This window comes from Paenibacillus sp. FSL H8-0283 (assembly GCF_045040675.1).
GTDB lineage: Bacteria > Bacillota > Bacilli > Paenibacillales > Paenibacillaceae > Paenibacillus > Paenibacillus amylolyticus.
Genome location: NZ_CP150295.1, coordinates 6532889 through 6555307, shown reverse-complemented (window position 1 = coordinate 6555307; position 22419 = coordinate 6532889). Strand labels below are relative to the sequence as shown.

Sequence of the window (22419 nt, the reverse complement as noted above, 5' to 3'; positions counted from 1 at the left end):
GATGGCGGCCGGGATGGAGTTCAATTCGAACAATACCCTGAAGCGTGATCTGGAGAAGTATGCAGCGCAGTATGCAATAGAGCAGGAGCGTCAAGGCAGCCTGGGTGATGGACGCAGCAGTATCCATTACCCGGCGCTGTTCATGTTTGTGGGTGATCTGGTTGCACCTGCAGTGTCTGCTGTGCAGGAGATCAATCGGCTGAAATGGGATAACGGAGACGGTGTGGTCTACGTTCAGATTGGTACAGAAGATCAGAAAGAGCATCCGGGTGAAAAGAGGAATATTGGCTCGTCCGATGATGGGCAGGTGACTTGTCACCGCTTACCTCTGTCCGCTGGGCAGACGGAGCGACCGTCCAAAACACGGCGCAAGGATGTACACCGCAGTTTCCACGAATCGGATCAGGCGCTCTACGATCTGAATCGTACGCTTCGTCGGGTCAGTAACCGAATTGCCGAATATGGACGGTTATACTCGTCATTTGATCGGATTTACGTTACGGTGGTAACGAGAGCGGATGATCCGCTGAATGTATTGTTGCCAGAGCTCACTAAGCTGACGGAGACCATTTTGTCCCAAGCCTTCAAGTCGGTGCAGACGGATCTGCATGTATTGGTCAGCGAGATGGAACAGGTGGATTCCTTCGGGTATGCCAGCGCAGCAGGCCTCGCTTTTCTGCGGGAACTGGATTATATGCAGTCGCTGGACTACACGTTCAGCGGTAAGCTGCTGGTGACGGAGGATGGGATCTCCATTCCGGTTACACATCCCGCGTCACCGTTGTTTGATCTGGTATATCTGTTGTCCGACAAAAATGAGCGTGGAACCGGCGTTCCCGGTGGCTGGATCGAAAATGCCGAGATCATCTGCCGCATCTGCCTGCTGAAGAACAGGAAGCAGGATGTGGATCACTCGGGTAGCGTTTCAAGCACGGGAGCGAACACGTACAACAATACATCTTTTAAAAACAATATTCGTACCACCTCTGATCAGCATGGTTATGCCAGCGCGGGTTTTGCCGAGATCAGGCGGCCAAACAAGCCGATTGCACTGGCGGTGTTATATCACATGTATCGGTATCTGCTCGCACGCATGCGGCAGGAGCCCGACTGGAGCATTAAGGACAAGCTATCTTTCTTTGGACTGGACGCGGCCTCGGTGGAACGCAAAGTCGAAGGTCTGCTGCCCAATGAAGATCTGGTTAGTGGCATGAGTGGCATCATGACGCATAACGTCAGTTTCTCTGATCTGAAGCCGCTCTCACTTCGTGAAGCGGAGAGAGCGTTGTTTGGACAAGGAGCTGAAGCGTACTTCCGCGATAACGTTGTCCGTCTTGTCGAAGAGCGTGTGCGTGAGCGCAGCTCTGGCGGCTCTCTGCGCCGTCAGGCTGAACAATCCCGCGCGGAGCATCCAGAGGTTGGTTACTTCCAGTGGGCGGCCTGGAGTGACAGTGAGCCTGGCAGTGTACGTGAAGCGCTGCTCGGACTGATTCGGGATAAATCGATGCAGCTTGAATCGGCACGTGCTCTGCTGGAGCAACGTCAGCAAGAGCGAGTGGAAGATCAGTCGTTCAAACGAGCGTTGTTCCGTGATAAACAGAATGTGCGCAATCTGATTGACTGCATGCTGGAGCGAGTGTATGTACCAAAGGTAGAATTACTGCGACTGGAAAATGAATTACATCTGCTGCGTATCTACGATACGGAGATGGAAGAACTTCACCGTTTTAGTCGCCACGTCACAGCAGCACTTGAAGCGCTGGAACGCACACTGCGAGAGACAGCTGCCCAAAGTATCGCTGCTGCCGATGAATACATCGGCCAGAACGTGATGGAGTACTACGGCAAAGTGACGGAAGAGCTAATCATCGACCTGGAAGCCAAACGCGGACGGGATGTATGGTTTGAGGACCGTTACATGGGAGACATGAACCGGCTTGCCACAGAAGGCGATGACCGTCTGTTGAAACGACTGATGGAGGTATGTCACTCGTTGCTGCTTACGGCCGAGCCATTGCGATTGCCATTTGAAGAAGAACTGTTGCAGCGGGCGAATGTCACGATTGCCTACGGAGATAAAGATGTATTAACCCGCGATGATCTGTTCCGGAGGTTGTACCACACGCTGGAGGATCAGGCGGTTGTTCGGGTCCGGGTATTCGATTATACGCAGGAACATCGATATGAAGAGAAGTATTTCTTTGGTGACCATCATAGTTCTTTCATGGACTACGCGGCACATGCCGAAGAGACGTCACGTATCTACAAGTTGGGTGTGGTGTACGAAGAACGAAGTAGTGGCGTGGAGAAGCTGAATCTGATGGGCGGTTTCCATCTGGAGGATCTCATGGTGTATCGGAACGGCAAGGTATATTATGACTCGTACACGGAGAATGGCTATGAACTTCACCCCGCTGGTCTGGTGGAAAAGTTGTCACCCATTCGTTAAGACGCCGGCGGTGTCCTGACACCCAGCACCAATCTTGTATTAACTCAGCCTGTTTACGGCTGGTATGGAAAGGATGCATGTAGACATGCAGCGAAAAATCAATCTTCTCCTGGTCCTGTTCAGCCTGATTGGCGGGGCAGTGGGCTTTGCGGCAGGAGAAATCATGCTGCGTCAATGGCTTGGGGAGATGCCACGTCTGTTGCTGATGGGATTATACTTTGGCGTACTGGCGCTGAGCGTTGGATTGTTCTGTTTGATCGCAGAGATGATCTCACCCAAGCTGAATGGTGCTTCATGGAAGCTCCGGTATCTGGGACTGTCGTGGAAATTGCTTGTTCCGGCAACACTGGCTCTGTTATTTGTTGTTGGACTCGCCCTGCAATTGTTGTATCAGATCAATCCGGGCGGTGTGAAGCAAGTGAAGGACATCGTACTGATGATCGATAACTCGGGCAGCATGAGCGAGACAGATCCGGATAACGGACGCTTTGAAGCAGCCAAGACACTAATCAGCCAGATGGAGAGTGACAAACAGGTAGCTGTCATTACGTTTGATGACCAACCGCAGTTGTTACGGCCGTTTATTGCGCTGGATAGTGAAGCGGCCAAGAATGAGGTTTATAGCAAAATCGATGGCATTGTCACAACTTCGGGCGGCACCAATTTTGATGCCGTGCTGCGGGAAGGCATGGAACAGATTCAGGGCAAACAGGACCCGAAACGCGGTACAGTGGTCATCTTGTTATCTGATGGCTTCAGTGAAGCGGACACGACCGATATTTTGTCCCAATATAACAACGAACAGATCTCTATTAATACAGTCGGCCTAAGCCTGGTGGACCCATCAGGTACGGATCTGCTGCGTAATATTGCTCAGCAAACGGGCGGCATGTACTATGATGTACCAGATTCCGGTGGTCTGAATCTGGCATTCCAGCAGATCTACGATACGATTGATGAACGGACGCTGGTAACGGAGCGTACAGGCATGATGGAGCACAGCGTTTATCTGGCGATTTTCCGTGTAGCAGCAGTGTTACTGATTGGCGTGGCGCTGGGTGTGTCACTCGGACTCGTGTTTGATAACCGTCATCTCGCGCTCAGCTTTGGTATAGGCGGTGCGGTGTCGGGTCTACTGGCAGGGCTTCTGCTGGAGTGGGGACTCGACGGTTCGAACGTGGGGGATACATTCGTACGTCTTGGTGCGATGCTCATTTTGTCTGGCGTATTGACCCTCTTCTCCTGGATTGTTCCGATTAAGGAGAACACGCCGCGGAAGAGCCGAGGTCGTCGTGAAGCTGGTGGCGGAACTTCTTCAGCTGAAGGATTCGGTCAGAGACCAAGAGATACACGCAGCAAAGGATTCTAACGTCGGGAGGTCAATGGAAATGCGGTTTATGGATGCAGACCCTTCGACACCCTTGATTCGAAAACTGACACTTGCGGTGGACGAAGGGCGTTGTACACTTCGCTGGCTCTGGCCGGAACGGGTAGAAGCTGTGTATGTGGAACGGCTGGAGCTGGATATGATGAGCGATGATCGTACCGGGGAAGAGCCTGCACAGGGCAAGCTGAAGCTGTACACGAGAGAGGAATATAAGGCGAGCAATGGTTACACGGATCGGATTACAGGTTTTGGTGCCATCAAGTACACCGTGTATGTGTGTCAGATGGAGGAAGAGGGACCTGTACTGATCCGTCAACGAGACGAGGACAACATGGTGATTGCAAGCGCAGGGAAGGCGGATATCCGCTTTTCCATTCGCTACAAGAGCGGTTTTTTTCAGAAACGAAAAAGTGTATTGATCACCGTCACAGCGGAAGTACCTGTTCCAAAGGAAGCCCTCTGTTATGTTCGCAAACAGGGCGGGGTTCCGCTGAATAAGGAAGATGGTACGGTGTATCCTTTTGTGAGTGATTTTGCTCCCGGAAGAAATGAGATGCCGCCCGTTGAAGTTGCCAAGGATGATTATGTGCGATTATTCTTCACGGATGGACCGAAATATGGAGCCGCCTATCGGCTTATATCAGACTAGATAGTTGGACTAGCGATTGGGAGGTTACTCTGTCATCGTAGTGCAAGTGTATATCACCTTAGTCTGACTGATCAGGGGAGGGGAGTGGCTATGAGCTTTTTTAGTCGGTTTTTGAAGAGACAACAGCCGGAGGAACGTCCGCTGTTTTATGATATTGTATGCCCTTATTGTTTCAGCAAGTTTTCACCGGAAGAGGTGGTGTTCCGCGCTGCCCATCACCGTGATGATGATGAGGACTACGCACTCGGGGAAGATGCGAAGTTGAATCGGTATCGCGAAAGGTTCGGACTCGACACGGTATTTGATATGGAGGCGGTATTGGCACCCCATGATGTACCGGAGGAACACCGTATTTATTCCGATAACATCGTGATGGGGCTGAACGATCGGTATGGTGTCGTTACGCGTCGCCGCTTGTGTCCGCAATGTCATAACGAGCTGCCTGTTACGGCGGGTAAAGCACCGAGCAATATCATATCCATCATTGGTGCATCCCAGGTAGGTAAATCCGTCTACATGACTTCATTAATTCATACATTGCAGCATTATACGGCCGATCATTTTGACGCGGCTTGCATGCCATTGAATGCGGAGATCAGCCGCCGGTTCCGTGCGGATTATGAAGAACCTTTGTTCGAACGGGGCGACCTGCTGGATTCCACGCAGAAGGAAAAGTTGCAGGAGCCGTTTATCTTCCAGTTTGTGTTCAAGGACGAAGATAAAGCGCCGCTGACACTGGTGTTCTTTGACGTTGCGGGTGAAGGTATGGTGGAGCAGGACTATCTCGGACTTCATGGGCAACACATCAAGAACTCGGCAGGTATCCTGTTTATGGTGGACCCGCTTCAAATTCGTTCGATTCGGGACAAAATCCGCATTAACCTGGGCAACGAGCCGGGAGAGTGGACACCACGATACGATGAACCGCGAGATGTGGTGCTGACGATGTTTGGAGATTTTATCGCGTATCAGGACAAAGCCAAGACCAATATTCCAACAGCGGTTGTGCTCACCAAAAGCGACATGCTGCATTCCCTCAAGGATGAAGAGGGGGATTATATCAAATCCAACAGTAATGTCTTCCGCAACATGGTGCACCGCGATTGGTTCGACTTAACCGAGTTCGAGAATATCGACGGGGAGATCCGGCGTTTTATCGAGAAGGTGGATCGCCCATTCAAGGGCACGATGGATGTGTACTTCAAGGATACAGCCTATTTCGCAGTCTCTGCGCTGGGTAGCAATCCGGTGGATATGAAATTGCAGGGTGTGGTTAGTCCGATTCGCGTGGATGAACCCTTCTTATGGCTATTGTACAAGCTGAAGTACATTGAGGGGAGAGTGGGATGATGCGTTCTTCCGTAACCCCGCCCATTGAACAACAGTTGTATACCCGAGAGCGGCGCGGGGTGTTTCGCACAACAGAGGGGTTTGATACGGTTGCGGCATCGCCGGGACTGGACCCTTCTTTTATCAAAAAAGTGCTTCACCCCTACTGTGTCTATGATGCTCCAGCGGAGCTAACAGGCCGTAGCGAGAAGGACGAGACGAAGTTTCCGGCTGCCATTCACCTGCTTCATCTGGAGAGTGGGGAGACAATCCTTGGGCAAAATGTGTACCAGTCTGCGGATTTCACCGGGCTGCGCAGTGCCTTTTTTGCACATAATTACGTCTTGTCTCCCGAACGCTCGGAAGAGCAGATGAAACAAGGCGGCTGGCTGGATGCCGTGTTCGCCACGTCATATGACATCGAACAAGGTACAGTTCTGCCGGCGCTTGCTGAATTGCCTATATCACCTAGGAGCGGACAGGGTGGGGCGACCGATGCTGGCGTAGGATCACCCACCCAAGTGCTGAGCACCTTGAAGATGAACGAAGTGCTGTTCAAGCGCCTGCTCTATGCGGTAATGCAGTCTGTAGCGACACGCAGAAAAGTATACATTGCTCTGGACCTTCCCGCAGAGGAAGTGACCGCAGGGGCCAAAGGATTGTTACGTTTGCTGTACACGGCTTTACCATACGCATTCCGGCGGCAGCTGGGATTCATGACGTTTGCCAAGGAGCCACAGGCCAAGAAGGGCATCCACGTCCAGTTTGTTGAGCGAGGGACGTTACGTCCAAAAGACCGGAATACGGAGAAGGATTTCACCTTTGATCTCGTATCAGGCAGAGTGACACATGCGGATGCATCTGTGGCGAAGTTACCTTATGCAGAATTCGCTTGGGCCTTATTGCAGGAACCTGCGGCGGCGGATGCGTTCTATACGTTTGCGGATGAAATGTTGTCCGGCATGGAACCTGGGCGGGAACTTTCCATTGAAGCCTATGGCGAACTTGCGGTGTTCTATGGTCTTGAACAAGGCATGGAAGACCTGTATCTGGATAACAAAAGTCATGTCCTGAGTGGCTTGCTGACCTATTTGAAGCCGGATGGTGGATTACAGCAACGTTCCCGTCTGAACGAGCTGTTCCTGACCTTGCTCAGCAGGGAACTGGACAGCGTGAAGCGTGAGAACGTACCCGAAGAAGACGTCGCAACTCGCATTGGCGAATATTTCAGTGTTGCCGCGCCCGTGGTGCAATCCCGGATAGTGGACTATTTTATCTACGGTGTGAATAATGCCCGCGCCCAGAAGCGTATGCGTGCTGTGCAGGAATTGTATGCTGTGCTGGATCGGGATCCACAGCTGACTCGGGCTTTCTTTGATAAAGTGCTGGCCAATGAATCGCTCACTAAGCTGTTGTTCGAGCCTTATCTGGACAATCAGCTGAAACGCACGGAATCGGCAGCGAACGTTGTGGAAGTGATCCGAAGATGGGTAACGTCCCATCCATCTGCGATCCACTACAGCTTCTTGCAGGAGCGGACAGCCAATGAGCTGCGTGAACGGTTATGTTCTGCGCCTAATCCGGTACAGTCTGCGAATGAAGCCCTCCAGCGTGTTAACATACTGGATCGGGTATCCGCTGATGTCACCTATGATACAGGCATTACGGCACGAATTGGTCAATCTGAAGCTACATCCCGTCCTAATCGCAAAGGGGGATCTCCGTCTGCCAGTCAAGATCCGGCATATCAGGAGGAGTTAACCCGCCTTGCAGACAAGCTTGCTTATGTCATTAACCTGTTTATGATTCAGGATCTGGATCTGGAACGGGTTAACCGTGAACAGCTATTAAGCATTGATATTTTGCAGCATGGCAATGAGGTTCGGGATTGGGCGGCACGTCAGGGTTCTGATGTATCTGCTCGAACGAACATGATGCTGGCTGCGAGAGTGTGGCTTAGTGGCGAGGGGAATGAAGAAGAGGCATTGGAGGCACTTTCCCTGGCAGAACGCAATGAACTTCAACGCTGGACGCGTCGCTGGCTTGCCGGAGAGCTGCAGGCTCATCCGGGGATTGCGGCATATGAAGCTTTGCCGATGGCTTTTTATAGGGGAGGAAGCGGCAGCAATCGGTTGGATTATCCTGGCCTGATTGAATTCATCCGCACCAATGCAAGTCGTGCTGAAGGGCTGTATCCATTCTTCGAATGGTCAGGAGATCATCGAATGTTTGTCCGGGGTTCCAATGCGCATAAAGGATATGCGGATGCCATCGTGGCGTATTTCAAAGCCCATGACCGTGAAGCTTTCAAGTCGAAGTCAGCTTTCAAACCGTATTACGTGAGAGCCAGCAAGACAATGAAGCCGGTCTATGACCGTGCGAAGACGGAATTGTCCTCTCCACTGGTGCGGATGCTAACGGGTAAAAGGAAAAATCTGTTTGGATTAATCCTCTTGATCCTGGTTCTGGGTATTGCTGGCGGTACATATGCATGGATGAAAGATTCTGTAGAGCCGCCAGCGGCATCCCCTCCATCTACCCAGGAGCCTGTCATACCGGCTGAACCTGAGGTGCAGCTCGCGGAGCAGATTGCTTATATGATTCCTGCGAGTGAACAGGAGGGTACGCAATCACCTGCTCAACTGGTGATCCGTTTCAGGAATGATACGGGAAGCACTGAGTTTGAGCAAGGCAAACTTCAATTGACGATGAAAGATGGCAACACGCAGGAGTTGGATGCTACAGGTAAGTGGGAGAGCTTTAATCGGAATGAGGAGCCAGATAACCAAGTTCCTTCCGATGGTGGCTCAGGAAGTACTTCCGAAGGAAGCACGGATGGTTCTTCAGCGGGAAACATAGAGCAGACGGAGGATGGCGATCAGCAGGCCGATCCTTCAACATCGGGTGATTCCACTTCAGATCCTGCTACTGATACAACAACGGATACAGGGACGAATGCACCGTCTAATGCTGGGAGTGGAGACACGGAGCAAGGTACGGATGCCGATCAAGCTACTGGTTCCACATCGCCTGACACATCTGTATCCAATGAACAGGATGCGAACACTCCTGCACAGATGTCTATTGGAGAGGTAGATCGTCTCTATCCGTATGGATTGCAGATCGATCTTCCAGCGAATATGGATGCCGAGAGTATTGTTAGTGTGAAGAGTACGCAGGGCAGTATGACTGTAATCCAATTGATTCCTCAGCCGAAGCTGTAAGTTATTTTATATGAGCATGTTGCATAGATTCATTAAGTGTCTTTTGATCCAATAGAAAATGCTGACATCATACCTTATTAAACGAGCGTATGTGAGATGACCTTGAACTTTAGATTTCAAGGTCATCTTTTTTTTATTTGATATGGCGGCTGAATAGATTGAACTAACATTTACACAAAAACGGAGAGGACAGAAATAACCTTAAGAAGTGAAGCGTTCGCCTAAAAGCTTTCTAAAGGAAAGCTACATCGGAAGCATATGCTATCCCCGGATTTACCCTCTAAGAAAGGATAAAAAAATCTGGGGATAACAGCGATCAGAAGGTTGTTCTGTCATCGGAGTGGCCACATTCACAATTCAGACACAAAATTTGCGATTCAAGAGTTTGAAAGACAGTCAGAAGTGATAAAGTGCGCGGAATGAATGAGAAAAGATCTCATGTGTACTTGAGAAAAGAGCGGGATTTCTGCTACAGAAAGTCCAAATAAAGCACGAAAAGTGAAGAAAATTTGGTTTTTTATGTTGACAAATGATAATGATTATCAGTATCTTTAGTGTAGAAGATATTTGCGTCGGAAATCACAGAATTACAATTTCGTTTTTGTTGTCATAGCCGGATTACATAACCGGGATAAATGAGAGAGGGATGATCGCATGTTTCGTCTGGAGACGACCAAGCTGGATATCGCTTATGAGGAAAGACTAATTGTAGAGGATCTGAATATTCAGATTCCCCAAGGAAAAATTACAGCACTTGTTGGAGCCAATGGTTCAGGGAAGTCAACCATCCTGAAAACGATGGCACGCATTATGGCTCCAAAAGCAGGTAATGTATTGCTCGACGGGAAGTCCATCCATAAACAGTCCACGCGTGAAGTTGCCAAGCAACTTGCGATTTTGCCACAGAATCCAACAGCCCCTGAAGGTCTTACCGTTACTGAATTGGTATCGTATGGTCGCTTTCCTTATCAAAAAGGATTTGGCTCCATGCGTGCGGAAGACAAACGTATGATTGAATGGGCTATCGAAGTGACAGCCATGACTGAATTCCATGATCGTCCGATTGATCAACTGTCCGGTGGACAGCGTCAACGTGCCTGGATTGCCATGGCACTTGCACAAGAAACAGATATCCTTTTCCTGGACGAGCCGACTACATTCCTGGATATGGCTCACCAGCTCGAAGTATTGCAATTACTGGAGCAACTGAATGCCACAGCCAACCGTACCATTGTTATGGTTGTGCATGACTTGAATCATGCTTCCCGCTACGCACATCACATGATTGGTATCAAAAAAGGTAAAGCCATCGCTCATGGTTCACCTGTGGAAGTTATGAACTCAGATGTACTTCGTGAAGTATTCAACATTGAAGCAGATATCGTGATTGATCCGCGTTCCGGTGTACCGCTCTGCTTGCCTTACGCTCTTGCAGGCGAACGCCAGCAATCGAAGACGCCAGAGCAGCTGGTCATGAACAGTGCGATGGTTCATGCTGGAGGACGGGCAGAACCACGTGTTCAAGCGACAGGAAGTTAACGAAATGGGCCATATGTGGTCCTTACATTATAGAATGAAGCCGCTGTGCGCTATCGCACGCGGCTCTTTTGCATTCATGGGGAATTTGCAACGCATGGTAGCAAAGGGAAGGGGTAGACCCGGGATTTGGTAATCGCATTGGATCAGGTCTATAATAATAGGACAGGCTGTGAGTCCGTTGGTTATGCCAACGTGCTCGCAACAGCCCAAACCAACATATGTCATGGGAGGAATCAGTCATGTCCGTATATTCATATCAGGCGGTAACCACCGCGAACCAAGAAGTGTCACTGGATCTGTATCAAGGTAAAGTATTGGTCATTGCCAATACAGCCAGCAAGTGTGGGCTGACCCCGCAATACGGTGAATTGCAAAAGCTTTATGATCGTTATCGTGATCAAGGCTTGGTTGTACTGGGTTTCCCTTGTAACCAGTTTGGAGGGCAGGAGCCAGGTACAAGTGAGGAAGCGGAATCATTTTGCCAGATTAACTATGGTGTGAATTTCCCGGTGTTTGCCAAGGTAGATGTGAATGGTGAGGACACTCATCCCCTGTTCCAATACCTGAAGGAGCAACAACCTGGCATAGGCGAAACAAGCGACATCCAATGGAACTTCACCAAGTTCCTTGTTAACCGTGAAGGTGAAGTGGTAGGTCGTGTTGAACCGAAAGAATCTCCGGAGACAATGATTGCAGATATCGAGAAATTGCTCGGTTAATACAAGAACGTTTGAGAAGCCTGTCCTTGCATAGCAAGGATGGGCTTCTTTGATTATTTTATATACGCGGATTTATTCTCTTCACAGGTAGGAGTTGGATCCATGAAATCAACTCTGTAATGAAAATTAAAGCCATTTATTTTTTGTAAAAGTCAAACAAGAATGCAGGAGACGCCTCTAACTTTATACGTCCACACTGTGTTCATACAGGGATCACGGAAGCCATTACATAGCATAAACCCGCCCAAATCCGGGGACAATGAAATCAATACAATGAAGGGAAGAAAGGCTTAAATACAGGGAAATGACCTCCTTCGACAAACTTTTTTTGCTCAACCTATTGCAATGTGAAAAATATCACATTATAATGAGTGTATAAAGTGAAATAAATCACATACACAGTTTCGAACAAGAAGTGAAATGTTTCACAACCATAACAACCTTATATTCAAACTCATTTATATATTTCGAGGAGGAACTTTTAATGAAAATCGCAGTTATCGGATGTACACACGCAGGAACCGCAGCCATCGTAAATACCGCCAAATTGTACCCGGATGCTACCATCACGGTGTATGAGCGCAATGACAATATCTCCTTCCTATCTTGTGGCATTGCGCTCTACGTAGGTGGGGTTGTGAAAGACCCTGACGGTTTGTTCTATTCTTCGCCTAATCAACTGGCAGAGCTTGGTGTTGAAACCAAGATGCTTCATGAAGTAACAGCAGTAGATGCCAAGGGCCATACTCTTCAGGCTAAAAACCTGCAAACCGGGGAAGAATTTGAAGATACGTTTGACAAACTGATCGTGACAACGGGGTCATGGCCTGTCGTTCCGAAGCTTGAAGGCATCGAGATGGACAACATTTTACTTTGCAAAAACTACAATCATTCCAACACGATTATTGAAAAAGCCAAAGATGCCAAACGTGTTACCGTTGTAGGTGCAGGATATATCGGCGTAGAACTGGTTGAGGCTTTCCAGATGAACGGCAAGGAAGTTACCCTGATCGACAGTGTGGACCGTATTTTGAACAAATACTTGGACCCTGAATTCACGGATGCGATTGAAGATACGTTGACTGGACGCGACATCAAGCTGGCTCTTGGTCAAACGGTACAGAAGTTTACTGGTGAAGATGGCAAAGTAACTAAGGTGATCACGTCCAAAGGAGAGTTCGAAACCGATCTGGTTATTCTGTGCATTGGTTTCCGTCCAAATACAGAGCTGCTCAAAGGCCAAGTGGATATGCTGCCAAACGGCGCAATCATCGTGGATAAATATATGCAAACGAGTCAAAAAGACGTCTTCGCTGCGGGTGACAGCTGTGCTATTCATTACAACCCAACAGGCAAAGCAGCGTACATTCCACTGGCAACCAACGCCGTGCGGATGGGTACACTTGTAGCCCGTAACCTAGTTCGTCCTACAACACCGTATATGGGTACACAAGGCACATCGGGTATCAAAATTTATGAGCAAAATATCGCGGGTACAGGGATGACGGAAATGTCTGCTGCTGACGAAGGCCTGATTGTTGAATCTGTCGTACTGGAAGACAGCTACCGTCCGGAGTTTATGCCAACGGCTGAGAAACTGTTGCTTAAAGTGGTATATGAGCAGGCTACTCGTCGAATTGTCGGAGCACAGGTGATGTCTCAGGTTGATCTGACCCAATCGATTAATACGATCTCGGTCTGCATCCAAAACAACATGACCGTAGATGAGCTGGCCTTCATCGACTTTTTCTTCCAGCCACATTACAACAAACCGTGGAACTTCCTGAACACGGCGGGTCTGCAAGCACTGCCTCCAATTGAAGTAAAAGCACCAGCAATGGTGTAAGGAAGCAGAATAGATGGTTTAACAGCGATCTTGATAAACGCCATACAAAGATAAGTCATGCTTGTCCGTAAATAAGAGGTGTACGATAACTGCCAAGATTACGAAACAAGGCGGACGATTATAAAGGAAAGAGAAGACTGGCGAGTATATCGTCAGTCTTCTTTTTTGTTGTTTTAGCTACAAAAGGCCTTACTACACTCTTGCTGTCATAACTATTCCAAGACACTCTTAAAGTATCTTTTTAAGTAACATTGTGATAATTTGCACAAAGTTATGTTTAGGACCGAGATACAATTAGGATGTGGTATTCAACGCATAACTAATGAATTTCAGATGGTTTTATCCAATGATGAACAATGAAGGAGAGGATGAATGATATGGCAGCAAAAACACCTCTTGAGGTTGCACAATATACGGCGCAAACAGGCAAGAAGAAGGCTCAATATCCGGTGTCTTCTGTACTGGTGCTTAGTTTTCTGGCAGGGGCTTTTATTGCGCTGGGTTTTCTATTGGATATTCGGGTAATTGCTTCTGCGCCAGCAGAGTGGGGGAGTCTGGTCAATCTGATTGGAGCAGCAGTGTTCCCGGTTGGATTAATCTTGGTACTCATAGGTGGTGGCGAGCTGCTGACGGGCAACATGATGGCAGTTCCACTTGCAACGATTGCACGAAAATTATCTGTGGGTAGTATGTTGAAAAATCTAACCTTAGTGACGATTGGTAATTTTGTTGGAGCTTTGTTTGTCGCGTACGCGTTTGGACATGTGCTTGGTCTGACCGGAGAGGGTGTATATCTGGCAAAAGTGGTGGATATGGCTGGGCATAAGCTGCATGACGGCTTCCTGCAAGCTTTCATCTCTGGCATCGGCTGTAACTGGCTGGTCGCGCTGGCCGTGTGGTTATCTTATGCATCCGATACGATGAGTGGCAAAGTACTGGGCATTTGGTTTCCAACGATGGCATTTGTGGCGATTGGATTCCAGCACGTTGTGGCCAATATGTTCCTCATCCCGGCGGCAATTTTCGAAGGACATTATTCGTGGGGTCAATATGTGATGAATTTCATTCCGGTATGGCTCGGGAATCTGACTGGTGGTGCTCTGTTTGTAGCTGCAGCCTATTGGGTGGTGTACCTGCGCCAAGCCGAGCCAAAAGTGAAACCAGAGATGGCGACGTCGATCGAACCTATGGAGACGGAGGCTAGAGTAATGTTGAGCAAACAAGCATAGAGGGCACAGCGAGGTATGGATACACGTATATTAGAAGTGAAGACGATTCTGATCTTGCTCGGTTCATGGCGAATATGCTGTGATGGAGCAGGGTGGGATCGTTTTTTTGTATGGGGTTCTTGTTGGAGTTTAACGCAAAATAAATTCGCCATGACAAGGTTCGGGGGAACGAAACCTGTTCATGGCGAATTTCGGGAGTGGTCCATGATATGGCATGAGGAGGAAGTGGGGAAACACTAGCCTAATGCCTTATTTTTAATTTACCCCTGAATTCTGAAGTTGAATCAAACTCAAAAACATTTTTTTGAAAATAATTTAAAGCCGCCATAGCGGCGAATATGAAGCAAAAACATACTGTTCTCTTTGCGCGATAACCTCGAAGAAGATATGATATAGGGATAGCTTTTAAAGAGGGGAGCCTTACGATGATCGATCAGGAGAATGGTGTATTTGCGGCGGTGTGCCCGCTCGACTGTCCGGACACTTGTGGTCTGTTATTACATAAAGAGAACGGCAAAATTGTGAAGGTGGCAGGCAATCCGGATCATCCGATCACCAAGGGTGCCATTTGTAATAAAGTCAGAAATATGACCGAGCGGGTATATCACCCCGAGCGTCTACAATATCCGATGAAACGTGTAGGAGCCAAAGGCGAAGGCAAGTTTGAACGAATCAGTTGGGATGAAGCGATTCGTGAGATTACGACCAAATTCACTGCATTGTCCGAAACCTACGGCCCGGAGAGCATCCTGCCCTACAGCTTTTACGGTAACATGGGTATTCTCGGCGTAGACGGCATGGATCGGCGTTTCTTCAATGCGCTTGGTGCGAGTGTACTGGAGCAGACGATCTGTAACTCCGCTGGAAATACCGGCTGGAAATATACGATGGGCGCCAATCGGGGAACAGTGCCGGAAGATACGGAGCATGCAGATCTCATCCTGGTGTGGGGTGGCAATATCGTCAGTACCAATATGCATCAGGTCGTTTTGGCTGAGAAAGCACGCAAGAAAGGCGCCAAGATCGTCGTAATCGATGTTCATCGCAATCGCACGGCCCAATGGGGCGACTGGTTTATTCCGCTGTTTCCGGGCACGGACAGTGCACTGGCGCTAGGATTAATGCATGTGTTGTTCGAACGGGGACTAACGGATGAAGCGTTTATGCAAAAGTATACGATAGGTCATGAGGCACTACGTGATCATGTCCGCAGTTACACCCCTGAACGTGTTGCACGCATTACGGGCGTGCCGGAGGAAACCATTGTGGAGCTGGCCGAACTATACGGCAACGCACAAGCAGCTCATATTCACATCGGCAATGGCCTCCAGCACCATGATAATGGGGGGATGAACGTGCGTAGCGTTGCATGTCTGCCTGCCATTACAGGGCAGTGGCTGAAGCAAGGCGGCGGTGCCGTTCGCACTAACAGCTACGCGAGCACAAATAGCGACGCGCTCGAACGTCCGGAGCTGCGGCAGAATCCGGAGCCGCGAGTGGTAAACATGAACCGGATTGGTGAAGCGTTGCTGGAAGCAGCGCAGCCAATCCGAGCGATGATGGTTTACTGCAGCAATCCACTGGTGGTGGCACCGGATACCGAGCGGGTGGAGCGAGGTTTTGCACGGGAGGATCTGTTCACGGTTGTGCATGATCTGTTCATGACGGATACGGCGAAGTATGCAGATATCGTATTGCCAGCCACATCTTCATTTGAAGCGACGGACCTGTATACCTCCTATTGGCATCAGTACGTTCATCTGCAAGAGCCGGTGATTGCACCGATTGGGGAGAGCAAGAGCAATGTGGAACTGTTCTCACTGCTTGGGCAGGCTATGGGGTACGATCCTGCAATCTTCGGAGAAACGCCGGAACAGATGATTGAGGACGCACTTCAGGGCACAGGCAACCCCTACATGAATGGGGTCACGTTGGAAGGACTGAAGGAACATCGATTCGTGAAGCTGGATATGACGCCATATGCTGCATATCTGGATCAGCTGCCCACGCCTTCAGGCAAAATTGAATTGTATTCCGAGACGATGGAACAGAGAGGGCTTCCGCCGCTCCCTACCTATAGTGCTCTGGTTGAAGGATATGATGGGGAGCATCCGGCTGGACCTGCCGATACGTATCCATTGATGTTCCTGTCGCCGCCAAACCATAATTTCCTGAACTCCACCTTTGGTAATTCAGCCAAACATCAGCGTTTGGAAAAGATGCCTCTATTGCAGATACACCCCGAGGACGCCATCCGTAGAAACCTGGAGGATGGAGATGCAGTAGTCGTATGGAATGATCGTGGGCGCATTGAGCTTACCGCCAAAGTAAGTGAAGCCATGTTGCCGGGAACCGTCATCAGCCAAGGCTTATGGTGGGATGGTGACGGGAAGAAGCAGCGGGCGAATTCACTGACGTCCAATCGGTTGTCGGACATGGGCAACGGGGCTACCTTCTTCTCGGCCACTGTCGAAGTGAAGCGTCAATGAGTGTGCTTGCAGCGTAATTTTTTTGAGATAAGATGAACAAAGGACAAAATGTAGCAGGATCTAAAGAGCAATACATGTAACACTTCCAAAGGCCTTCGCTCTGGCTGGTTATGGTTATGCCGTCAGGGCAAAGGTCTATTTTTTATGGCTATTTGTTTGTGCAGAGGTACTAAGGAGAATGAATTAACGATGATGAGATGGCTGGATAACTATCCAAAAGAAGTGAGAATATTTTTACTGGCAAGTCTGGTTAACGCAACCGGCAGTGCCTTGATGTGGCCGCTGACCACCATGTATGTGTTTGATGAGCTTGGGCGGACGATGGCAAACGCGGGTTTTGTGATCCTCATTCAGTCCCTGGGTGGCATCTTCGGACAATTGCTCGGAGGTTCGTTGTATCACCGGGTGGGCGTGAAGAAGCTGATCATTGGTTCACTGGCGCTTAATGCGTTAGGTTTGTTTGCGTTGCCGTGGATTAGTGCGTATTGGGTCGTATTTATATGTGCCATGGGCTGGATTGGGCTGTTCAGTTCATTGTCGCTACCAGCGATTCAAGCCTTTATTGGCTTCCGGTTTGCGGAGCGACGCGGTGAATTATTCAATATTATCTATGTGGCGAACAATATCGGGGTGGCGATTGGTACGGCGTTGAGCGGTTTTCTGGCTGACTTTTCCTACCACCTCAGCTTTGTACTGAACGGGGTGACCTCAGCCGGATTTGCAATTTTCTTCTGGTATTATCTGTCGCGGGTTGAACCGGATCAGGGGGAAGTACATCTGACGAAACGGAAAACCGTCCCTGATGGGCCGGGCGTCTGGGCATTGCTGTGTAATACCCGACTATATCTGTTTATGAGCTTGGGCGTACTCTTCCTGTTATTCGGCAACTCCATCTGGAACACAGGTGTGTCCCCGTATATCATCTCTGAGGGTATGGAAAAAAGAATGTACGGTCTGCTCTGGACCCTGAACGGGGTGCTGATCTTTGTGGGCCAACCTTTTACCAGCTGGGTGAAACGGACCATGGCCCGTACCTCCACTGCCCAGATGACCGCGAGTGCGGTATTCTATGGCATGGCCTACATTGTGATGATTACCATGTACAGCTATCCAGGCATGGTGCTTGCAATGGTACTGGCCACGTTTGGGGAGATGTTGATCTCCCCTGCAACACCTGCGTTTATCTCGGAGCATGCCGGCAGGGCGGCACCTTTTTACATCGGGATATCGGGTGGGATCGGTGCGGTTGGACGGGTTATCGGCCCCTATGCGATGGGGGTCCTGTATGACAAACAGGGACTTATTCCGGTAGCGTGGCTGGCAACAGGCACAGCAGCTATTGCGGTACTTGGTTTTGTGTTGCATGCGGTGTTGAACCGTAATCGTGAAGTGAAGGAGTATGCAATGGACGCCTAACAGATCTCATCGGGTTGGATAGGATGCGGAAGGAAGAACGAGTTGAAGTGGACGTTAAATCCACTGTAAACTGTCTGTTCATCCGTAAATTATGGTTGACAAAAAAATGTATTTATGCTATAATTTACATATAAAAACATTCCGTATATAATAAGATTCTCCTGGCCAGGGGAATCTTATTTTTGTTTGTACGGGAGGAATAAGTATGAAGCAAAATGAATCCAGTATCACATCATTGATTTCGACTTTTGGCCGAGCTTATCACAGCCAACATGACACACCCCTCATTTTCGATGATTTTATGGCGAAATTGCTGATCTCTCCTCAAGAGTTTTCAGATATCAGCAATAACATGGTTAGAGGCATTCATTTTTTCAACCCGGATATGGCTCACGAGCTCAAGGACGACCGGGAAAAGGTTCTAAAATGGATTACCCAGGTACAGTTATCTCCAATAACTCTGGCTCGGGCCGCTTACTGTGAGCATGTACTTTTGCATGAAGTCGCGTTGGGAGTGAAGCAGGTAGTCATTCTTGGCGCCGGGATGGATACGTTTGCTTTGAGGCATCCGGAATTGGAGGACACGCTGGATATCATTGAAGTGGATTATCCGGCTACACAGCAATTCAAGAAAGAGCGGCTGAATCAGGCCGAGCTGACTATTCCGGACAATCTTCACTTTGTACCCATGGATTTTACGCGTGAGCTTTCGAATGACAGCTTGACTATTGAAGGTTTGAAGAAACGGAAGACGTTGGCTAGTCTCTTGGGTGTTTCGTATTATTTGCCCCAGAATGATCTGTTTAACGTGATTCGTCATGTGTTTGCGAACCTGCCAACCGGAAGCTCTATAGTTCTGGATTATGCAGATGAGCACCTTTTTGAGGAAAAAGGAATGTTTAATCGGGTTGAAAATATGGTTAAATTGGCTGCAATGGGTGGTGAGCCCATGCAATCCGGCTATGCATATGTGGAGATGGAGGCCTTGCTTGATGAAGCAGGGCTACTTATTTATGAGCATCTGACTCCCGAGGCGATTCAGGAACAGTTTTTCCAGGATCGAATCGATCATCTAAGGGCATTTGAAACGATACATTTCATTCACGCAGTAAAAAAATAAATCGATCCGGGCATGTAAGTCACCTATATAGCCGGCATTTGCATAGCAGCGGCAAACCTTCACCCTGTGGCAGGGTGAAGGTTGTTTGGTTTGACCAAAGGAACAGCACAAGCCATGATTCTGTAGCCAATAACATCACACGTGATACAAATGTTCAACAATCAGACTTGTTAGGGTGCAATTCCATGTCATTCAATGTCCTCCCCTCTATTTGTGCATAATGCCCATATAATAGAATGGAACTGGTTAAAGGCAGGAGGATGCATACGATGTACAAGGTTTTGCTGGTTGATGATGAATTTATGATCTCGGACGGGATCTCCAGTGTGGTGAACTGGTCCAGATTAGGAACAGAACTGATCGGCATTGCTCAAGATGGATTGGAAGCGCTTGCTTCAATTGAGCGGCAACGCCCGGATATCATCATCTCGGACATCCGCATGCCGGGAATGGATGGGTTACAGCTGGTTGAAGCTGTGGCAGAGAAGTATCAGCATATCTCGTTTATCATGCTCACGGGTTTTACGGAGTTCGAATATGCGAAAACGGCCATGCAGTATGGGGTAAAGCACTATTTGCTTAAGCCCTGCAGCGAGGAGCATCTTGTACAGGCTATCAGTGAATTGGTCAGTGAGAAGCGAGAGTTAACCGATCAGGAGCGTTTTGTGCAGTCGATCCAATATAATCTGGAGCGAGTACTGCCACATGCCAAGGAATATTTTCTGAAAGAGCTAGTCACGAACAGAACATACGGGGTCAAGGAATGGAAGTATTTCGAGGAATTATTCGATGTACAGTTTCAGGATCAGCGTGTGCGGTTGCTGCTGGTAGAGATTGAGGGGGATCATGAGTATTTGCACTTGTTCGCGGTGAAGAACATTGCCGAAGATATTTTTCACAATCCAATATTAAGTGCCACGGTTGGAAGGCATGTGCTACTAATCATGGAGGACAAGTTGTCTGAAACGCAGTTGTTCCATAATATCGATGAGATTCGCGCCACATTTACCCGATATTATCATGATGATCTCACGATAGCGCTAAGCGAGCCAGGAGACCTCTCGCAGGCACGCCATTTGTACATGCAGACGCTGGTTTATCTCAATTACCGCTTTTACCTCGGTGAGGGCAGTCTTATTATGGAGCGGGATATTTACTCTCCCGGAGAACGCATTCTTCCTGAATTCGAATACGATCCGGAGCGGATGGTTACTGCAATCAAGGCGGGACACTGGCAGGAAGTGGGATCAGAGCTGAACCGGATGTTTCAGCTGCTTGCCAGCTTGCGATACGATATATCCCAAACGAAGTCCTATCTTATTCAGATGTTTATGGAGATGATTCGACTCAGTGGCTCTGCCGAGATGAAAAGGTATATGGACCAGTTGCCAGGCATGATTGAATCCAGCACCCTGCATTCTTTTCAACAGTTTTTGCTTGCCGTTGGCAAGGAAATCACCCTGCGTCGCTATGAACAACATCGCTCCAGACAATCGCAGATGGTAGGCAGTGTGAAACAGTTGGTAGAGAAACGCTACAAGGACGAGACATTAACACTCCAGTCCATCGCTGGGGAAATATACATGAATCCAGACTACATCGGCAAAATGTTCAAAAAAGAAACCGGTGAGAAATTTACGAACTATGTGTTAAGCTACCGCATCCGTAAAGCGTTGGAGCTTCTGGAGCAGGACGGGAACTGCACTGTATCCTCGCTTGCCGAACAGACAGGCTTTGGTGCCAACTGGCCGTATTTCAGCAAAATGTTCAAGAAATACACGGGATTCTCCCCTTCCGAGTATAAAAAAGTACCCTAAGACAGCGTTGCTGTCGCTTCTACATAGCTAATCTTTATATCCGATCTACATCTAATCTGTGATCGGGCCCTGTACGCCATTCATCGGCAGCAGGGTCTTTTTTTGTCGGACGGAACTCGGTTTTGAACATCCATTTATCGGAAATGAGCATGGGAAGAAAAGGCGCTCGCTTCTATCATTAGAAGTGTCATGTTAGTGAATGAACATCGAGAGTGGAGGTTGAGTGGATGGAGCTGAATCGAAGCCGGGGGATTGAACCTGGGCGTTTGAAGCCAGCTGGCAAATGGAGTTCGGTGAAAAAGGAACTTGTCCGCAACAGATACGTTTATCTGATGCTCGTTCCTGTGGTAGCCTACTATCTGATTTTCAGCTATGGGCCAATGTACGGGCTACTGATGGCATTTCAGGAATCCTACAACCCGATCAAAGGAATCTTGGCAGGCGAATGGGTTGGATTTGACAACTTCACCATGTTTTTTGAAAGTTATTATTTCTGGCGACTGATTAAGAACACACTGATTTTGAGTTTTTACAGTATTGTATTTGGTTTCCCGGCTCCGATTCTACTAGCACTGTTGCTGAATGAAGTCCGGAAGAAGTGGTTCAGAGGTGCAGTACAGACCATCAGTTATATGCCGCATTTCATCTCGGTTGTCGTCGTGGTTGGAATGTTGAAAACGTTCTCATCTTTGGACGGTGGCTTGTTTAACGTCATTCGTGACTTTTTTGATCTGCAGCCAATTATGTTTTTGGCGGAAAAAGATATGTTCCGTCCGATGTACATCCTGTCCAACATATGGCAGGGCGCAGGCTGGGCCTCGATTATTTTTTTGGCAGCACTAAGTGGTATTGATCCTCAGTTGTATGAGGCTTCCAAAATTGACGGTGCAGGCCGCTGGAGACAGCTGTTACATATTACACTGCCGGGCATTATGCCCACGATTGTGATCATGTTAATTTTGCGTATGGGGGCGGTCATGAATGCGGATTTTCAGAAAATATTGCTGATGCAAACAGCACCGACCTATGAGACATCGGATGTCATATCCACCTTTGTTTATCGATCCGGTATTTTGGAGGGGAACTATACGTATTCAACCGCCATCGGACTATTTAACGGCGTCATTAATTTCGCGCTGCTCATTATCGCAAACGCGATCAGCAGAAAGCTTAACTCAACCAGTCTATGGTAATCGGAAGGTGAAG

14 protein-coding genes are annotated in these 22419 nt (G+C 48.6%); all 14 read left to right on the top strand.

What is annotated here, in order from left to right:
• Nucleotide 1: 1 nt before the first annotated feature.
• A complete protein-coding gene (locus MHI52_RS28795) occupies nucleotides 2-2449 on the top strand; it encodes a transcription initiation factor TFIID (RefSeq protein ID WP_405158070.1) in 2448 nt (815 codons plus the stop codon).
• A gap of 85 nt (nucleotides 2450-2534) precedes the next feature.
• Nucleotides 2535-3818 (top strand): vWA domain-containing protein, encoded by a 1284-nt coding sequence (locus MHI52_RS28790; protein WP_405158069.1) that lies wholly within the window; start codon nucleotides 2535-2537, stop codon nucleotides 3816-3818.
• Nucleotides 3819-3837: 19 nt separating this feature from the next.
• A complete protein-coding gene (locus MHI52_RS28785; protein ID WP_036612754.1) occupies nucleotides 3838-4485 on the top strand; it encodes a hypothetical protein in 648 nt (215 codons plus the stop codon).
• A 90-nt stretch (nucleotides 4486-4575) separates the two neighbouring features.
• Nucleotides 4576-5835 (top strand): TRAFAC clade GTPase domain-containing protein, encoded by a 1260-nt coding sequence (locus MHI52_RS28780; protein WP_024632789.1) that lies wholly within the window; start codon nucleotides 4576-4578, stop codon nucleotides 5833-5835.
• The gene (locus MHI52_RS28775) at nucleotides 5832-9038 is read left to right on the top strand and encodes a hypothetical protein (protein WP_405158068.1); all 3207 of its coding nucleotides are present in this window, start codon (nucleotides 5832-5834) and stop codon (nucleotides 9036-9038) included. The genes MHI52_RS28780 and MHI52_RS28775 overlap by 4 nt, the downstream gene beginning before the upstream one ends.
• A gap of 654 nt (nucleotides 9039-9692) precedes the next feature.
• Entirely contained in the window at nucleotides 9693-10577 is an 885-nt protein-coding gene (locus MHI52_RS28770; RefSeq protein WP_036612750.1) for an ABC transporter ATP-binding protein, read from the top strand.
• A gap of 239 nt (nucleotides 10578-10816) precedes the next feature.
• On the top strand, nucleotides 10817-11296 hold the full coding sequence (locus MHI52_RS28765) for a glutathione peroxidase (protein WP_405158067.1): 480 nt from the start codon (nucleotides 10817-10819) through the stop codon (nucleotides 11294-11296).
• 484 nt (nucleotides 11297-11780) lie between these two features.
• Nucleotides 11781-13142 (top strand): FAD-dependent oxidoreductase, encoded by a 1362-nt coding sequence (locus MHI52_RS28760; RefSeq protein WP_405158066.1) that lies wholly within the window; start codon nucleotides 11781-11783, stop codon nucleotides 13140-13142.
• 377 nt (nucleotides 13143-13519) lie between these two features.
• Nucleotides 13520-14371 (top strand): formate/nitrite transporter family protein, encoded by an 852-nt coding sequence (locus MHI52_RS28755; protein ID WP_036667815.1) that lies wholly within the window; start codon nucleotides 13520-13522, stop codon nucleotides 14369-14371.
• Between the two features lie 425 nt (nucleotides 14372-14796).
• Nucleotides 14797-16860, top strand: coding sequence for a molybdopterin-dependent oxidoreductase (locus tag MHI52_RS28750; protein ID WP_405158065.1), 2064 nt, complete (start codon nucleotides 14797-14799; stop codon nucleotides 16858-16860).
• Nucleotides 16861-17052: 192 nt separating this feature from the next.
• Complete coding sequence (locus MHI52_RS28745; protein ID WP_405159430.1) at nucleotides 17053-18276, top strand: MFS transporter; 1224 nt, start codon at nucleotides 17053-17055, stop codon at nucleotides 18274-18276.
• A 205-nt stretch (nucleotides 18277-18481) separates the two neighbouring features.
• Nucleotides 18482-19396 carry a class I SAM-dependent methyltransferase gene (locus tag MHI52_RS28740; protein ID WP_405158064.1) on the top strand — a complete coding sequence of 305 codons (915 nt, stop codon included), beginning with the start codon at nucleotides 18482-18484 and terminating at the stop codon, nucleotides 19394-19396.
• Between the two features lie 269 nt (nucleotides 19397-19665).
• Entirely contained in the window at nucleotides 19666-21213 is a 1548-nt protein-coding gene (locus MHI52_RS28735) for a response regulator (RefSeq protein ID WP_405158063.1), read from the top strand.
• 332 nt (nucleotides 21214-21545) lie between these two features.
• Nucleotides 21546-22406: an ABC transporter permease subunit gene (locus tag MHI52_RS28730; protein WP_235193717.1), complete on the top strand. Its 861-nt coding sequence runs from the start codon at nucleotides 21546-21548 to the stop codon at nucleotides 22404-22406.
• Nucleotides 22407-22419 lie beyond the last annotated feature (13 nt).

Excerpts from the sequence above, each read along its gene's own strand:
- MHI52_RS28795 (WP_405158070.1), top strand. The coding sequence starts at position 2 with ATGGCGGCCGGGATGGAGTTCAATTCGAACAATACCCTGAAGCGTGAT.
- MHI52_RS28790 (WP_405158069.1), top strand. The coding sequence starts at position 2,535 with ATGCAGCGAAAAATCAATCTTCTCCTGGTCCTGTTCAGCCTGATTGGC.
- MHI52_RS28785 (WP_036612754.1), top strand. The coding sequence starts at position 3,838 with ATGCGGTTTATGGATGCAGACCCTTCGACACCCTTGATTCGAAAACTG.
- MHI52_RS28780 (WP_024632789.1), top strand. The coding sequence starts at position 4,576 with ATGAGCTTTTTTAGTCGGTTTTTGAAGAGACAACAGCCGGAGGAACGT.
- MHI52_RS28775 (WP_405158068.1), top strand. The coding sequence starts at position 5,832 with ATGATGCGTTCTTCCGTAACCCCGCCCATTGAACAACAGTTGTATACC.
- MHI52_RS28770 (WP_036612750.1), top strand. The coding sequence starts at position 9,693 with ATGTTTCGTCTGGAGACGACCAAGCTGGATATCGCTTATGAGGAAAGA.
- MHI52_RS28765 (WP_405158067.1), top strand. The coding sequence starts at position 10,817 with ATGTCCGTATATTCATATCAGGCGGTAACCACCGCGAACCAAGAAGTG.
- MHI52_RS28760 (WP_405158066.1), top strand. The coding sequence starts at position 11,781 with ATGAAAATCGCAGTTATCGGATGTACACACGCAGGAACCGCAGCCATC.
- MHI52_RS28755 (WP_036667815.1), top strand. The coding sequence starts at position 13,520 with ATGGCAGCAAAAACACCTCTTGAGGTTGCACAATATACGGCGCAAACA.
- MHI52_RS28750 (WP_405158065.1), top strand. The coding sequence starts at position 14,797 with ATGATCGATCAGGAGAATGGTGTATTTGCGGCGGTGTGCCCGCTCGAC.
- MHI52_RS28745 (WP_405159430.1), top strand. The coding sequence starts at position 17,053 with ATGAGATGGCTGGATAACTATCCAAAAGAAGTGAGAATATTTTTACTG.
- MHI52_RS28740 (WP_405158064.1), top strand. The coding sequence starts at position 18,482 with ATGAAGCAAAATGAATCCAGTATCACATCATTGATTTCGACTTTTGGC.
- MHI52_RS28735 (WP_405158063.1), top strand. The coding sequence starts at position 19,666 with ATGTACAAGGTTTTGCTGGTTGATGATGAATTTATGATCTCGGACGGG.
- MHI52_RS28730 (WP_235193717.1), top strand. The coding sequence starts at position 21,546 with ATGCTCGTTCCTGTGGTAGCCTACTATCTGATTTTCAGCTATGGGCCA.